This window comes from Streptomyces sp. cg40 (genome assembly GCF_050320165.1).
Taxonomy (GTDB): Bacteria; Actinomycetota; Actinomycetes; order Streptomycetales; family Streptomycetaceae; genus Streptomyces; species Streptomyces hokutonensis.
This window is the reverse complement of sequence record NZ_CP190128.1, coordinates 3,524,628-3,540,475: the sequence shown is the minus strand read 5'-3', so window position 1 is coordinate 3,540,475 and position 15,848 is coordinate 3,524,628. Positions and strand designations below refer to the sequence as shown.

At 71.0% G+C, this 15,848-nt stretch carries 10 protein-coding genes; 8 read left to right on the top strand and 2 right to left on the bottom strand.

Annotated features, from left to right (window positions below):
• Positions 1 to 3: 3 nt before the first annotated feature.
• Entirely contained in the window at positions 4 to 3,093 is a 3,090-nt protein-coding gene (locus tag ACQHII_RS15360; RefSeq protein WP_427925319.1) for a helix-turn-helix transcriptional regulator, read from the top strand.
• A gap of 46 nt (positions 3,094 to 3,139) precedes the next feature.
• A complete protein-coding gene (locus ACQHII_RS15355) occupies positions 3,140 to 3,361 on the top strand; it encodes a DUF6191 domain-containing protein (RefSeq protein ID WP_427925318.1) in 222 nt (73 codons plus the stop codon).
• Here ACQHII_RS15355 and ACQHII_RS15350 read toward each other — a convergent pair.
• On the bottom strand, positions 3,318 to 4,469 hold the full coding sequence (locus ACQHII_RS15350) for a PQQ-dependent sugar dehydrogenase (protein WP_427925317.1): 1,152 nt from the start codon (positions 4,467 to 4,469) through the stop codon (positions 3,318 to 3,320). The genes ACQHII_RS15355 and ACQHII_RS15350 overlap by 44 nt on opposite strands.
• Positions 4,470 to 4,800: 331 nt before the next feature.
• Positions 4,801 to 5,799: an aldo/keto reductase gene (locus ACQHII_RS15345; protein ID WP_427925316.1), complete on the bottom strand. Its 999-nt coding sequence runs from the start codon at positions 5,797 to 5,799 to the stop codon at positions 4,801 to 4,803.
• 76 nt (positions 5,800 to 5,875) lie between these two features.
• Between ACQHII_RS15345 and ACQHII_RS15340 the strand changes: the two genes are divergently transcribed.
• From ACQHII_RS15340 to serA, 6 genes are all read left to right on the top strand, one after another.
• Complete coding sequence (locus tag ACQHII_RS15340) at positions 5,876 to 6,835, top strand: 2-hydroxyacid dehydrogenase (RefSeq protein ID WP_427919830.1); 960 nt, start codon at positions 5,876 to 5,878, stop codon at positions 6,833 to 6,835.
• Between the two features lie 455 nt (positions 6,836 to 7,290).
• Positions 7,291 to 10,266, top strand: coding sequence for a putative bifunctional diguanylate cyclase/phosphodiesterase (locus ACQHII_RS15335; protein ID WP_427919829.1), 2,976 nt, complete (start codon positions 7,291 to 7,293; stop codon positions 10,264 to 10,266).
• A 237-nt stretch (positions 10,267 to 10,503) separates the two neighbouring features.
• Complete coding sequence (locus ACQHII_RS15330; RefSeq protein ID WP_427919828.1) at positions 10,504 to 12,357, top strand: acetolactate synthase large subunit; 1,854 nt, start codon at positions 10,504 to 10,506, stop codon at positions 12,355 to 12,357.
• Positions 12,358 to 12,377: 20 nt separating this feature from the next.
• Positions 12,378 to 12,905, top strand: a complete 528-nt coding sequence (gene ilvN / locus ACQHII_RS15325; protein WP_019068659.1) for an acetolactate synthase small subunit — start codon at positions 12,378 to 12,380, stop codon at positions 12,903 to 12,905.
• A gap of 111 nt (positions 12,906 to 13,016) precedes the next feature.
• The gene (gene ilvC, locus ACQHII_RS15320; protein WP_019068660.1) at positions 13,017 to 14,015 is read left to right on the top strand and encodes a ketol-acid reductoisomerase; all 999 of its coding nucleotides are present in this window, start codon (positions 13,017 to 13,019) and stop codon (positions 14,013 to 14,015) included.
• 229 nt (positions 14,016 to 14,244) lie between these two features.
• Positions 14,245 to 15,834, top strand: coding sequence for a phosphoglycerate dehydrogenase (gene serA / locus ACQHII_RS15315; protein WP_019068661.1), 1,590 nt, complete (start codon positions 14,245 to 14,247; stop codon positions 15,832 to 15,834).
• Positions 15,835 to 15,848: the final 14 nt, after the last annotated feature.

Sequence of the window (15,848 nt, the reverse complement as noted above, 5' to 3'; positions counted from 1 at the left end):
GACATCCTCGGGACCGTGGAGACCAGGTCCGTCAGTCCGGTCTTCGTCGGCCGGGCCGATGAACTGGACACGCTGAACGACGCGCTCGCCCGCGCTGCCGCGGGCGAGCCGCAGGCGTTGCTGCTGGGCGGCGAGGCCGGCGTGGGCAAGACCCGGCTGGTCGAGGAGTTCGCCACGGCCGCCTGCCGCCGGGGCGCCGTCGTCGCGCTCGGCGGCTGTGTCGAGATCGGCGCGGACGGACTGCCCTTCGCTCCCTTCTCCACGGCCCTGCGCGCCCTGCGCCGCGAACTGCCCGCCGAACTGTCCAGGGCCGCCGCCGGCCAGGAGGAGGAACTCGCCCGGCTGCTCCCCGAGCTGGCGGAGACCCCCACCGCGCACCGGGCCCGCCGCGGCGACGAGGAGGGCATGGCCCGCCTCTTCGAACTCACCGCGCGCCTCCTGGAGCGTGTCGCCGCCGAGCGCACGGTCGTCGTCGCCCTGGAGGACCTGCACTGGGCCGACGCCTCCACCCGCCACCTCCTCGCCTACCTGTTCCGCACCCTGCGCACCGGCCGCCTCCTCGTCCTCGCCACCTACCGCGCCGACGACATCCACCGCCGCCACCCGCTGCGCCCCCTGCTCGCCGAACTCGACCGGCTCCGCACGGTCCGCCGGATCGAGCTCGGCCGCTTCAACCGGCAGGAAGTGGCCCGCCAGATCGCCGGCATCCGCGCCGCCGAGCCCGACCAGGCCCAGGTCGACGAGATCTTCCGGCGCTCCGACGGCAACGCGTTCTTCGTCGAGGAACTCGCCGTCGCCGCCGACGACGGCTGCCGCACGGGCCTCACCGACTCCCTGCGCGACCTGCTCCTCGTCCGGGTCGAGTCACTGCCCGAGAGCGCCCAGCGGGTCGCCCGGATCGTCGCCGAGGGCGGCTCCACCGTCGAGTACCGACTGCTCGCCGCCGTCGCCCGGCTCGCCGAGGACGACCTCATCGAGGCGCTGCGGGCGGCCGTCGGCGCCAACATCCTCCAGGCCGCGCCCGGCGGCGACGGCTACCGCTTCCGCCACTCCCTGGTCCGCGAGGCGGTCGGCGACGACCTGCTGCCCGGCGAGCGCTCCCGCCTCAACCGCCGCTACGCCGAAGCCCTGGAGGCCGACCCGACGCTCGTCCCGGCCGACCAGCGCGTCATGCGGCTGGCGAGCTACTGGTACCACGCCCACGACCCCGCAAAGGCCCTCCCCGCCGTCCTGGACGCCTCCGTGGCGGCCCGCGGCCGGCACGCCCACTCCGAGCAACTGCGGCTCCTGGAGCGGGCGATGGAGCTGTGGGACACCGTCCCCGACGAGGTGCGCGCCGGACTGCGGCCCGTCGACTACGCCGAGGTGTATCCCGCCTGCGGCTGCGACCCGGAGACCACACCCCTGCGCTACCTCGACCTGATGGCGGAGGCCGCCGTGGCCGGGCGGCTCAGCGGGGAGCGCGAACGCGCCCTGAAGATCACCAAGCGGGCCCTGCACCTCATCGACGACGAGGGGGACCCGCTGCGGGCCGCCTGGTTCTGGGTGCAGCGCTCCGTCCTGATCCGGCACCAGGGACGCGGCGACGGCTGGTCGGAACTCGCCTCCGCGCAGGAACTGGTACGCGGTCTGCCGCCCTCCGAGGTGCACGCGGAGGTACTGGCCAAGGTCGCCGGCTGGTCGATGGTGCACGTGCCGGGACCGGACGCCTATGTGGCCGCCGAGCGCGCGGTCGAGTACGCGCGCATGGTGGGCGCCCGCGAGATCGAGATGGACGCCCGCCTCACCCTGGCCGGCCTCATGGTCGCCTCCGGCGATGTCGAGGCGGGCCTCGCCGAGCTGGTCGAGGTGAACGAACGGACGGTCGCCGAGGGCATCTCCAGTGTCGCGGGCCGCAGTTATGTGAACCTCCCGTCCTCCCTCGAAACCGTCGGCCGCTCCCGCGAGGCCGTGCCGATCCTGGAGACCGGGCTCGCCTTCGCCAAGAAGTTCGGCCAGTTCGACAAGGAGGCCTGGATCTGGGGCAACCTCGCCGAGTCCCTCTTCACCCTGGGCCGCTGGGACGAGGCCGCCGAGGCCGCGACCAAGGCCGAGCGGGTGGGCCAGAGTTCCAAGCCCCGCGGCTTCCACGCCCGCCTTCGGGCCGAACTCGCCCTCGCCCGGGGCGAGGTGACCGAGGCCCGCCGCCAACTGGCCGCCGCCCGCGAGCACTTCGGCACCCATGACGTCGCACCCCAGCACCACCAGCCCCTGGAGCGGATCGAGATCCAGGTCGCCGCCGCCGAGGGCCGCCTCCTCGACGCCCGCGCCACCCTCGAACAGGTCCTGGACTCCGGCTTCCGGCCCGGCACCCACTTCGAGACCTGGCCCCTGCTGGTGGCCGCCGCCGTCTCCGAGGCCCAGGCCATCGGCCTGCCCGCCGCCGACCCCGGCCGCCCCAAGATCCTCGAACGCATCCGGGAGGCCGCCAAACGCGTCGCCACCAATGCGCCCGTCTGGCAGGCCCACGAACGCTGGCTGCGCGCCGAACTGCTGCGCGCCGAGGGCCGCTCCACCCCGGACGACTGGTCCGAGGCGGTCGCCGCCTTCGAGCGCCTCGACCGCCCCTACGACCTCGCCCGCGTCCGCCACCGCCTGGCCGAGGCGCTCCTGTCCGAAACCGGAGGCGGCGAATCCGGCACCGACGGCGGCAGCGGTGACGACCGGCGTGACCGCGCCACCGAACTCCTCCGGCTCTCCGGCGCCGTCGCCGAGCACCTGGGCGCCCGCCCGCTCGCCGACTCCGTCGCCCTGCTCGCCCAGCGGGCCCGGCTGACGCTGACCAGGGTCCCGGCGCCACGAGCCGTCTCCGCCGACCCCGTCGAGGCACTCGGCCTCACCAGCCGGGAGCGCGACGTCCTGCGCCTGGTCTCCGCCGGCCGCACCAACCGGCAGATCGCCGAGGAACTCTTCATCTCCCCGAAGACCGCGAGCGTCCACGTCTCGAACATCCTCGGCAAGCTCGGCGTCTCCGGCCGGGGCGAGGCGGCGGCCGTGGCCCACCGGCTGGGGCTGTTCCCGCCCGACCCGCTCACCGTGCGTTCGGCCGGATGAGTCGTACGCTGTAGGAGACCGGGCCAGGGGAGGCGCCGTGTTCAACATGTTCGAGGAACTGTTCTCACCGGGCCGCAAGCACACCGAGGACGAGCGCAACCGCCTGGAGATGACCAGGGTCGACGTCGCCGACGGCGACCCCGGACGCGGGCCGATAGACCTGGAGTCCGGCAAGGTCGTCGTCCGCCTGCCGGACCCCTCGGCCGATGACGCCGACGCGCCCGCTACGACACCTGAAGCTCCAGAATCCGGTCGTCCCCCGACTTAGGCGTGCCCCGCCCGTCCGTATTGCTGGTCACCAGCCACAGCTTGTCGCCGCCCGCCGAGACCACCGTGCGCAAACGGCCGTACTCGCCGGTGAGGAAGGCCTGCGGGGCGGCCGACGCCTTGGTGCCGTCCAGCGGGATGCGCCACAGGCGCTGCCCCTTCAGGCCCGCCATCCATATGGAGCCCTCGGCGTAGGCGATACCGCTGGGGGAGGCGTCGTCGGTGTGCCACTGGGTGATCGGGTTGTGGTACTTGGAGTCGCTGCTCTTTCCCTCCGCGTTCGGCCAGCCGTAGTCGTCGCCCGGAGTGATCGCGTTCAGCTCGTCCCAGGTGTCCTGGCCGAACTCCGAGGCGAACAGCCGCTGCTTGGAGTCCCAGGCCAGGCCCTGCACATTGCGGTGGCCGTAGGTGTACACCGGCGAGTCCGGGAACGGGTTGCCCGGCGCCGGGTCGCCCTCCGGGGTCAGCCGCAGGATCTTGCCGCCCAGGGACTTCTTGTCCTGCGCCAGGCCCCGCTGACCGCTCTCGCCCGTGCCCGCGTACAACATGCCGTCCGGGCCGAAGGCGATCCGGCCGCCGTTGTGGATATAGCCCTTGGGGATGCCCTTGAAGATCGTGTCCGGGGCGCCCAGCTGCTCACCGGCCGGCTTCTTCGGGTCGTACAGCATGCGGACGATGCGGTTGTCCGAGGCCGAGGTGAAGTAGGCGTAGACCATGTGGTCCGAGGCGTAGTCCGGGGAGAGCGCGATGCCGAGGAGACCGCCCTCGCCCGCGGGGGAGAACCCGGAGACCGTGCCCAGCTCGGTCTTCTGGCCCGTCTTCTCGGTGATCCGGGTGATCGTGCCGTTGTCCCGGGAGGAGACGAGGAGGTTCCCGTCGGGCAGCGGGGCCAGGCCCCAGGGGGTGTTCAGACCCTCGGTGACCGTGCGCAGCACCTTCACGGTGCCCTTGGCGGGCGGGATCCGCGCGGCGGGCTGTCCGGAGGACGACGACCCCGTGGCCGTACTGGCGCTGCCCGAGGGCGTGGGTGTGCCGTAGCGCGGGTCCTCGCCGCCGGAGGAGCAGCCGGCCGTCAGCAGGAGCGCGGTCACGGCCAGGGCGGCCGACACGACTCGACGTTGCACGATCAGGTCCCTTCGACGGGCGGGTTCTACTTGTCATACACCGCTCACGCCGGACGGGTTCCCGATCACCGACGACCGACGCAGGATCGAGCCCTGTCACGCGCTTGGTTCCGGGGCGCAGGGGTGCCCGTCCGCCGGCGGTCCCTGGCATGTGTACGACGGCCAGTCCCAGGGGGCGGGCGCCTGAGGCAGTCCCTGTTCCGCGTATGCCCGGCCAGTCTCAGGGGGCGAGCGCCTGGGCTGTCTCTGTCCCGTGTCTGCCCGATAGTCCCAGGGGGCGAGCGCCTCAGGCAGCGCCTCTCCCGCGTACGCCCGGTCAGTCCCAGGAGCCCTGTGCCGCCGGCAGTTCCGCCACCTCCGTGAGGTCCTCCGGAGTGAGGCGCAGTTCCGCCGCTCCCGCGTTCTCCGTCACCCAGCGTTCCTGCTTGGTGCCCGGCACGGGCACCACGTGCGGGCCCTGCGCCAGCACCCAGGCCAGGGCCACCTGGGCCGGGGTGACCTCGGGGCCGTGGCGGCGGGCCACCCTGCGCAGCCCGGCCACGATCGGCTGGTTCGCGGCGGTCATCTCGGCGGTGAAGCGGGGGTGGCGGGCGCGCACGTCGTCCGGTTCGAAGCCCTCGCCCGGGGTCAGGGTGCCGGTGAGGAAGCCGTTGCCGAGCGGCATCGCGGCCAGGAAACCGACCCCGCGCGCCGCGCACCACGGCAGCAGCGCGTCCAGCGCCTCCGTCGACCACACCGACAGCTCGGCCTGCACCGCCGTCACCGGGAACACCTGTTGTACACGCTGGAGTTGGCGGATCGTTCCGTCATGCAGGCGCGCCCCGGGCCGGCGCGCCGAGCGGGCGCCGACCGCGCACATGCCCAACGCCCTTACCTTTCCTGCCTGTACGAGGTCTGCCATCGCGCCCCAGGTCTCCTCGACCGGTACCTCGGGGTCGGCGCGGTGCAGTTGGTAGAGGTCGATCACCTCGGTCTGGAGGCGGCGCAGCGAGGCGTCGCAGGCGCGTTTCACATAGCCGGGGCGGCCGTTGGCCACGATGTGCTGCTCGCCGACCAGCAGGCCGACCTTGGTCGACACGAACGCGTCCCGCCGCCGTTCCTTCAACACCCGCCCCAACAAAAGCTCGTTGGTGAACGGGCCGTACATGTCGGCGGTGTCCAGCAGCGTCATGCCCAGATCGAGCGCCCGGTGCACGGCCCTGACCGACTCGTCGCCCCGCTGCCGCGACCCGCTGTAGGCCCAGTTCATCGGCATGCAGCCGAGCCCGACGGCCCCCATCGAGAGCGCCCCCGCGCCGATCGTCCTGCGCTCCACCTGCTCGTGACCCTCCCTCTCCTGGCCCACCAACCTAACCTCTGCGCGCGCGTGGCCCTGACATAGCCTCCTGACCATGACTGTCGACGTGTGGCTGCCCATCCCGCCGGAGGAGATCGAAGGGCTCCCCGAGGGGCCCAACTACCTGTTCTGGGACGGGGGTGAGGAGGGCGATCAGGAGTTCCCCGGCGACCCGGCGGACTGCGTTCTGTACGTCGTGCCGTACATGAAGCGTCACCCCGTGAAGACGCGGCCACTGGCGCACATGCGGAATCTCCAGGTCATCCAGACGCTGACGGCCGGTGTCGACGACATGACCTCGAGCCTCTCCTCCATCGTCCCGGGAGTGCGGTTGTGCAACGCCCGCGGCGTGCACGAGGCGAGCACCGCCGAACTCGCGCTCGCGCTGACCCTCGCCTCGCTGCGCGGCATCCCGCAGTTCGTGCGGGCCCAGCAACAGGAGCGCTGGCAGGGCGACTTCCACCCGGCGCTCGCCGACCGTTCCGTCCTCATCGTCGGCTACGGCGCCATCGGCGCGGCCATCGAGGACCGGCTCACTCCCTTCGAGCTCGCGCGGGTGGCGCGCGTGGCGCGCTCCGGTCGCACCACGGAGCGCGGACCGGTGCACCCGTTCACCGAACTGCCCGCCCTGCTCCCGGACGCGGACGTCGTCATCCTGTCCACGCCTCTCACGGAGACCACGCGTCACCTGGTCGACGCCGAGTTCCTGGCCCGGATGAAGGACGGGGCGCTGCTGGTCAACGTGGCCCGCGGTCCCGTCGTGGACACCAAGGCGCTGCTCGCGGAGCTGGAAAGCGGCCGTATCACCGCCGCGTTGGACGTCACCGACCCCGAACCGCTGCCCCAGGGGCACCCGTTGTGGCAGGCGCCCGGCGTGCTGATCAGTCCGCACGTCGGCGGGCCCACGTCGGCGTTCCTGCCGCGTGCGAAGCGTCTGGTTGTGGAGCAGTTGGGACGGTTCGTGAACCAGGAGCCGCTGCGGAACGTGATCCTTACGACAGGACCAACTGAGTAGTCGCAACAGGCGTGCAATCCGCTTCCGGTACCCTCCGCAACCTTCCGGAAGCGGGGCGTGCACGCATCTCCGCTGGTCGTCACGGAGCGTAGAGGAACTATGTCCCTGAGTGACGAGACTGGTGTATCGTCCCGGCAGGGGCTGCGCCGCGCACCGTTCGGCGCCGGGGACGGACATTTCAGACTGTGAGGGGGGCGACGGGCGATGCACGGCCTATGGACGAGCGATCCGACGCGGCGGGGCCGCCGACGGCGACCCTGGCGCACCGCCGCGCGCAGACGCGGCCACCACGGCTGTCACGACAACCACGGCGGTCACGGCAGCCGCAGCGATCAGGGTGGTCGGCACAGTCACCCCAGTCATCACCACCGCAGGCACAACAGCCGCCGCAGGCACGCCCATCCAGCGCACCGGGGCCCGCGGGACCGGGGAGCGACACGGACCGGGAGGGCCCGGTGAGTGCGCCACCGTCTGCGACGACCACCCTCAACGGGGCGCTCCGGGACCGGACTTCACCGGGAGCGCGGCCGCCACGACCGCCGTCCTCCGGCGGCTGGGGCCTGGTCCAGCAACTCGTCCTGGCCCTGGTGTGCGCGGGATACGCCGTCGGTTCCGCGCTCGACTGGGGATCGCACCAAGTCGCCCTGATCATGGGCGACTTCGGGCTCAGCGCGGCGGCCGGTACCGCCGCCGTCTCCTGCTTCCTCTACGCGCGAAACCGCCGTATCCGCTTTCGACCCGCCTGGCTGCTGTTCTCGCTCTCCTCGGCGATGGCGGCACTGGGCAACGGAGTCTGGGGGTGGTACGAGGTCGTCCTGGAGCGCACCGTGCCCAGCCCCAGCTTCGCCGACCTGTTCTTCCTGTGCTTCGCGCCGCCCGCCATCGTAGGCCTCCTGGTGCTGGCCAAACGGCCCGTCACCAAGGCCGGTTGGGTCTGTCTGGCGCTGGACGCCTGGCTGATCGGCGGCTCGCTGCTCACCCTGTCCTGGAGCCTCGCGCTGGCCCAGGCCGCCAAGTTCGACGGGCCGAGCGTGGCCCACACCGCGCTCTCCCTGGCGTACCCGCTGCTCGACATCGCCCTGGTCAGCATGGTGCTCGCGCTGCACTTCCGGCGCTCCTCGGTCAACCGGACCGCCGTGAACACCGCGATCGGCGCGCTGGCCCTGACCGTGATGTGCGACGCCCTGTTCACCTCGCCGCTGCTCCACAACAACTACCACTCGGGCCAGTTGCTCGACGCGGGCTGGTTCGCCGGCTCGCTGCTCCTCGCCTACGCCCCGTGGGCCGCGCCCCGGCACACCCGGCCCGAGGACGACGGGCACACGCGCGTGGTGCACGAACACCGGCCCGGACAGCGCACCGGCGTCCAGCACCCGGCAGCCGCGCCGGGCGCCGACCACGGCCGCTATCCGGCCACCCGGCCCATCGCCGGTTCGCTGGCCGCGCTCACCCCGTATCTCGCCGCCGCCGTCTGCACGCTGGGGATCCTCTACAACGTCCTCAACGGCCGCAGCCCCGATCGCGTGGTGCTCATCACCGCGGGCTGTGTGGTGCTCGCCCTCGTGGTCCGCCAGGGCATCATGCTGCTCGACAACATCACCCTCACCCAGGAGTTGGCCCAGAAGGAGAACCACTTCCGCTCCCTGGTCCAGGGCTCCAGCGACGTCATCATGATCGCCGCCCCGAACGGCATCCTGCGCTACGTCTCCCCGGCCGCCGCCGGTGTCTACGGCAAGGCCGCGGAGGAGCTCGTCGGCAACGAGCTCGCCTCGCTCATCCACCCCGAGGACCTCGGCTGTGTGGTGCACGAGGTGCGCCGCTTCCTCGCCGCCAGCCCCTTCGAGGAGTCCAACACCCGTATCGAGTGCCGCTTCCGCTCCGGCGACGGCGGCTGGCTGAACGTCGAGTCGACGGTCAACCGCCATCACGGCGGCCTGATCTTCAACAGCCGGGACGTGACCGAACGCGTGCGCCTCCAGGCGCAGTTGCAGCACAACGCCGAGCACGACCCGCTCACCGACCTGCCCAACCGCGCCCTGTTCACCCGGCGCGTCCAGCAGGCCCTGTCCGGCCGCCGCTCCACCGACCGCGGCACGGCAGTCCTCTTCATCGACCTCGACGGCTTCAAGGCCGTCAACGACACCATCGGCCACCAGGCCGGCGACGAACTCCTCATCCAGGCCGCCCGCAGGCTCGACGGCGCGGTCCGGCACGGCGACACCGCCTCCCGGCTCGGCGGCGACGAGTTCGCGGCCCTGATCGTCGGCGACGGCACCCGGGACCGGGCCGCCCGCGAGCGGCACATCATGGAACTCGCCGACCGCCTGCGCATCACCCTGTCCCAGCCGTATCTGATCGACGGCAACGATGTCCGTGTCGCCGCCTCCATCGGCGTCGCCTTCGCCGAACCTGGCCTGGGCGCGGGGGAGTTGCTGCGCAACGCCGACCTCGCGATGTACCGCGCGAAGGGCGCCGGCAAGGGCCGGGTCGAGCTGTACGCCCCCCAGATGCAGCAGGACGTCGTACGGAAGGCGGAGCTGGCCACGCGGCTGCGGGCCGCGCTGCACGACGGCGAGTTCGCGCTGCTGCACCAGCCCGTGGTGTCGCTGACGGACGGCCGGATCACGTCGGTCTCCACGCAGGCGCGCTGGCGGTCCTCGCAAGGGGTGCTGTTCACGCCGGCCGAGTTCCTGCGGGTGGCCGAGGACAGCGACAAGACCGCCGAGCTGGGGCGCTGGATGCTGGAGGAGGCCGTGGAGCAGGCCGCCGAGCGTCTCGCGGCCGGGCCCGCCGTGTCCGTGGCCGTGCGGATGAGCGCCCGGCGGCTGCTGGACAAGTCGATGCCGCTCGGCTCGATCGAGGCCCTGCTGACCCGGCACGGGCTGCCGTCCGGCTCCCTGGTCGTCGAGCTGTCCGACACCGACCCGAGGGTCTCCCTGGACGAGCTGGAGCGACGCCTGACCGCCCTGCGGCGGCTCGGCGTCCGGATCGCCCTGGACGGCTTCGGCAGCGGCTACGCGACCATCACGACGCTGCGGCGGCTCCCCGTCGACGTACTGAAACTGGACCGCAGTCTGGTGGAGGGAGTCGTCGAGTCCGCGCGGCTGCACAAGATCACCAGCGGGCTGCTGCGGATCGCCGGGGACCTCGGGCTCCAGTCCGTGGCCGACGGGGTCGACCTGCCGGAACAGGTGGTCGCCCTGCGCGCGATGGGCTGCACGCACGGGCAGGGCATGGCCTTCTCCGGACCGCTCGACGAGTACCGGCTGCGCCGGGCCCTGTCCTGCGGCCACTATCCGGTGCCGCACGGCCCGGCGGAGCCCGCGTTCGCGGGCGGCGCCGCGGGGGTGTACACCAGTGGTGTGCCCGTCGTTTTCGGGGGCGGAACAGCCCTCCGCTCACATAATGAGACTCCCGTCCCACCCACTTGACAGTCGGTGCGTGCCGGGGGGAGGGTCAATGCCATGCGCACCCGAATTCTCGTACTTGGAAAGCGCGTCGGCTGAAGCTGGTGACGTCCGGACGGACCCGGAACTCCCAGCGACCGCACCCGGCGCGCTCCCCTCGCTTGCCTCACGGCACGAGGGGTTTTTTGTTGCACAGGATCGAGTCGTGCAGCAGTAGAACCCCGCACAAACCTCGCAAAAACCCTCAGCATCGAGAAGAGAATGACGATGACCGAGCAGGCCACCGGGGCCCATCCGCAGCCGCGGCCCCGATCCGGAGGACAGCCGTCCGCCCCCGAGCACGTCACGGGCGCGCAGTCCCTCATCCGCTCTCTTGAGGAAGTCGGGGCCGACACGGTATTCGGCATCCCCGGCGGTGCGATCCTTCCGGCGTACGACCCGCTGATGGACTCGACGCGGGTGCGTCACGTCCTGGTCCGGCACGAGCAGGGCGCGGGTCACGCGGCCACCGGCTACGCGCAGGCCACCGGCAGGGTCGGCGTCTGCATGGCGACCTCCGGCCCCGGTGCCACCAACCTGGTGACGCCGATCGCCGACGCGCACATGGACTCGGTGCCGCTCGTGGCGATCACCGGGCAGGTCGCGTCCAAGGCGATCGGTACGGACGCCTTCCAGGAGGCGGACATCGTCGGCATCACGATGCCGGTCACCAAGCACAACTTCCTGGTCACCAAGGCCGAGGACATCCCGCGCGTCATCGCGCAGGCCTTCCACATCGCCTCCACCGGCCGCCCCGGCCCGGTGCTGGTCGACATCGCGAAGGACGCCCTCCAGGCGAAGACCACCTTCTCCTGGCCGCCGGTCATGGACCTGCCCGGCTACCGCCCGGTGACCAAGCCGCACGCCAAGCAGATCCGCGAGGCCGCCAAGCTGATCACCGCCGCGAAGCGGCCCGTCCTCTACGTCGGCGGCGGCGTCATCAAGGCCCACGCCACCGCCGAGCTGAAGGTCCTCGCCGAACTCACCGGAGCGCCCGTCACCACCACCCTGATGGCGCTCGGCGCATTCCCCGACAGCCACGAGCTGCACGTGGGAATGCCGGGCATGCACGGTGCGGTCACCGCCGTCACCGCGCTGCAGAAGGCCGACCTGATCGTCGCCCTCGGCGCCCGCTTCGACGACCGCGTCACCGGCAAGCTGGACAGCTTCGCGCCGTACGCGAAGATCGTCCACGCCGACATCGACCCGGCCGAGATCGGCAAGAACCGCGCCGCCGACGTGCCGATCGTCGGGGACGCCCGCGAGGTCATCGCCGACCTGGTGCAGGCCGTCCAGAAGGAGCACAGCGAGGGCCACACCGGCGACTACAGCGCCTGGTGGAAGGACCTCAACCGCTGGCGCGAGACCTACCCGCTCGGCTACGAGCAGCCCGACAACGGCTCGCTCTCCCCCCAGCAGGTCATCGAGCGCATCGGCCAACTCGCCCCGGAGGGAACGATCTTCGCGGCGGGCGTCGGCCAGCACCAGATGTGGGCCGCGCACTACATCCAGTACGAGAAGCCGGCCACCTGGCTCAACTCCGGCGGCGCCGGAACGATGGGCTACGCGGTCCCGGCCGCGATGGGCGCCAAGGCCGGCGCCCCGGACCGCACGGTCTGGGCGGTCGACGGCGACGGCTGCTTCCAGATGACCAACCAGGAACTCACCACCTGCGCCCTGAACAACATCCCGATCAAGGTCGCCATCATCAACAACGGCGCCCTCGGCATGGTCCGTCAGTGGCAGACCCTGTTCTACAACCAGCGCTACTCCAACACCGTGCTGCACAGCGGCCCGGAGGCGGACGGCAAGCAGCCGAGCGCGGGCACCCGCATCCCCGACTTCGTCAAGCTGTCGGAGGCGATGGGCTGTTACGCGATCCGCTGCGAGTCCCCCGACGACCTCGACAAGGTCATCGAGGAGGCAAACTCGATCAACGACCGCCCCGTCGTGATCGACTTCATCGTCCACGAGGACGCCATGGTGTGGCCGATGGTCGCCGCCGGCACCTCCAACGACGAGGTCATGTTCGCCCGGGACGTCCGCCCCGACTTCGGCGACAACGAAGACGACTGAGCGAGAGAGACCACAGAGAAATGTCCAAGCACACGCTCTCCGTCCTGGTCGAGAACAAGCCGGGTGTCCTCGCCCGGATCACCGCCCTGTTCTCCCGGCGCGGCTTCAACATCGACTCCCTCGCCGTCGGCGTCACCGAGCACCCCGACATCTCCCGCATCACGATCGTGGTGAACGTGATCGAGGCACTCCCGCTCGAACAGGTCACCAAGCAGCTCAACAAGCTCGTCAACGTGCTGAAGATCGTCGAACTGGAGCCGGGTTCCGCCGTTCAGCGCGAACTCGTTCTGGTGAAGGTGCGCGCCGACAACGAGACGCGCTCCCAGATCGTCGAGATCGTCCAGCTGTTCCGCGCCAAGACCGTCGACGTCTCCCCGGAGGCCGTCACCATCGAGGCCACCGGCTCCAGCGACAAGCTGACCGCCATGCTCAAGATGCTGGAGCCGTACGGCATCAAGGAGCTGGTCCAGTCCGGCACGATCGCGATCGGCCGCGGCGCCCGCTCCATCACCGACCGCTCGCTGCGCGCGCTCGACCGCTCCGCGTAGCACCGTCTGCGGGCGGCCCCGGCCGCCCGCATTCCGAGACCCCCGAACTTCGATTCCGCCCGCCGTCATACGGTGGGACGCAACACCTGCACACCAAGGAGAGAACCCAAAGTGGCCGAGCTGTTCTACGACGCCGACGCCGACCTGTCCATCATCCAGGGCCGCAAGGTCGCGGTCATCGGCTACGGCAGCCAGGGCCACGCCCACGCGCTGTCGCTCCGTGACTCGGGTGTCGACGTCCGAGTCGGTCTGCACGAGGGCTCCAAGTCCAAGGCGAAGGCCGAGGAGCAGGGCCTGCGCGTGGTGACGCCCTCCGAGGCCGCCGCCGAGGCCGACGTCATCATGATCCTCGTCCCGGACCCGATCCAGGCCCAGGTCTACGAGGAGTCCATCAAGGACAACCTCAAGGACGGCGACGCGCTGTTCTTCGGTCACGGCCTGAACATCCGCTTCGACTTCATCAAGCCGCCGGCCGGCGTCGACGTCTGCATGGTCGCCCCCAAGGGCCCGGGCCACCTCGTGCGCCGCCAGTACGAGGAGGGCCGCGGCGTTCCGTGTATCGCGGCCGTCGAGCAGGACGCGACCGGCAACGGCTTCGCGCTCGCGCTGTCGTACGCCAAGGGCATCGGCGGCACCCGCGCCGGCGTCATCAAGACCACCTTCACCGAGGAGACCGAGACCGACCTGTTCGGTGAGCAGGCCGTTCTCTGCGGTGGTACGGCCGCGCTGGTCAAGGCCGGTTTCGAGACGCTGACCGAGGCCGGTTACCAGCCCGAGATCGCGTACTTCGAGTGCCTGCACGAGCTGAAGCTCATCGTCGACCTCATGTACGAGGGCGGCCTGGAGAAGATGCGCTGGTCGATCTCCGAGACCGCCGAGTGGGGCGACTACGTCACCGGCCCGCGGATCATCACGGACGAGACCAAGGCCACCATGAAGCAGGTCCTCGCCGAGATCCAGGACGGCACCTTCGCGCGCGAGTGGATGGCCGAGTACCACGGCGGCCTGAAGAAGTACAACGAGTACAAGCAGAAGGACGCCGAGTCCCTGCTGGAGACCACCGGCAAGCAGCTCCGCAAGCTGATGAGCTGGGTCGACGAAGAGGCGTAAGTCCTGAGGCCGAGGGGCCGGAGCGAGTGCTCCGGCCCCTTTGTCCAACCCGTCCGGTCACGGACGGGTGATCCTTCCGCAGAGGCGTAAGACGACCCTCGCCGCGCCACTACACTGCCGTACTAATACGCGTCAGGCCCACAGCGTCGTGCGTCTCCGCGGCTAGCCCCTCCACCGCCTGCGGCCGTCGGGACGGCCGTCCGCACGCAATGGACTTGTGAGGACTCACGTGAGCTCGAAACCTGTCGTACTCATCGCTGAAGAGCTGTCGCCCGCGACGGTGGACGCCCTCGGCCCGGACTTCGAGATCCGGCACTGCAACGGCGCCGACCGGGGCGAGCTGCTCCCCGCGATCGCCGACGTGGACGCGATCCTGATCCGTTCGGCCACCAAGGTCGACGCCGAAGCGGTCGCCGCCGCACGGAAGCTGAAGGTCGTCGCACGAGCCGGCGTCGGCCTGGACAACGTGGACGTCTCCGCCGCCACCAAGGCCGGCGTGATGGTCGTCAACGCCCCCACCTCGAACATCGTCACCGCCGCCGAGCTGGCCTGCGGTCTGCTGCTGGCGACCGCGCGCCACATCCCGCAGGCCAACGCCGCGCTGAAGAACGGCGAGTGGAAGCGCAGCAAGTACACGGGCGTCGAGCTGGCCGAGAAGACCCTCGGCGTCGTCGGCCTCGGCCGTATCGGCGCGCTCGTCGCGCAGCGCATGTCCGCGTTCGGGATGAAGGTCGTCGCCTACGACCCCTACATCCAGCCCGCGCGCGCCGCCCAGATGGGCGTCAAGATCCTGTCGCTGGACGAGCTGCTCGAAGTCTCCGACTTCATCACCGTGCACCTGCCCAAGACCCCCGAGACGGTCGGTCTGATCGGCGACGAGGCGCTGCGCAAGGTCAAGCCGACCGTCCGCATCGTCAACGCGGCCCGCGGCGGGATCGTCGACGAGGAGGCGCTGTACTCCGCGCTCAAGGAGGGCCGCGTCGCCGGCGCCGGCCTCGACGTGTACGCGAAGGAGCCCTGCACGGACTCCCCGCTCTTCGAGTTCGACCAGGTCGTTTCCACCCCGCACCTCGGCGCCTCCACGGACGAGGCCCAGGAGAAGGCCGGTGTCTCGGTCGCCAAGTCGGTGCGCCTCGCGCTCGCCGGTGAACTCGTCCCCGACGCGGTCAACGTCCAGGGTGGTGTCATCGCCGAGGACGTCAAGCCCGGCCTCCCGCTCGCCGAGAAGCTCGGCCGCATCTTCACCGCGCTCGCGGGCGAGGTCGCGGTCCGCCTCGACGTCGAGGTCTACGGCGAGATCACCCAGCACGACGTCAAGGTGCTCGAACTCTCCGCGCTCAAGGGCGTGTTCGAGGACGTCGTGGACGAGACCGTGTCGTACGTCAACGCCCCGCTGTTCGCGCAGGAGCGCGGCGTCGAGGTACGGCTGACGACCAGCTCCGAGTCGGCCGACCACCGCAACGTCGTCACCGTGCGCGGCACGCTGAGCAGCGGCGAGGAGGTCGCGGTCTCCGGCACGCTGGCCGGTCCCAAGAACCTCCAGAAGATCGTCGCGGTCGGCGACTACGACGTCGACCTCGCGCTCGCCGACCACATGGTGGTGCTGCGGTACGAGGACCGTCCCGGGGTTGTCGGCACGGTCGGTCGTATCTTCGGTGAGTCCGGGATCAACATCGCCGGGATGCAGGTGTCGCGGTCGGTCGCGGGCGGCGAGGCGTTGGCGGTTCTGACGGTCGACGACACGGTTGCCGCGGGTGTGCTGGCGGAGGTGGCCGAGGAGATCGGCGCGACGTCGGCTCGCTCGGTGAACCTCGTCTGATCCTGGTCTGGTGT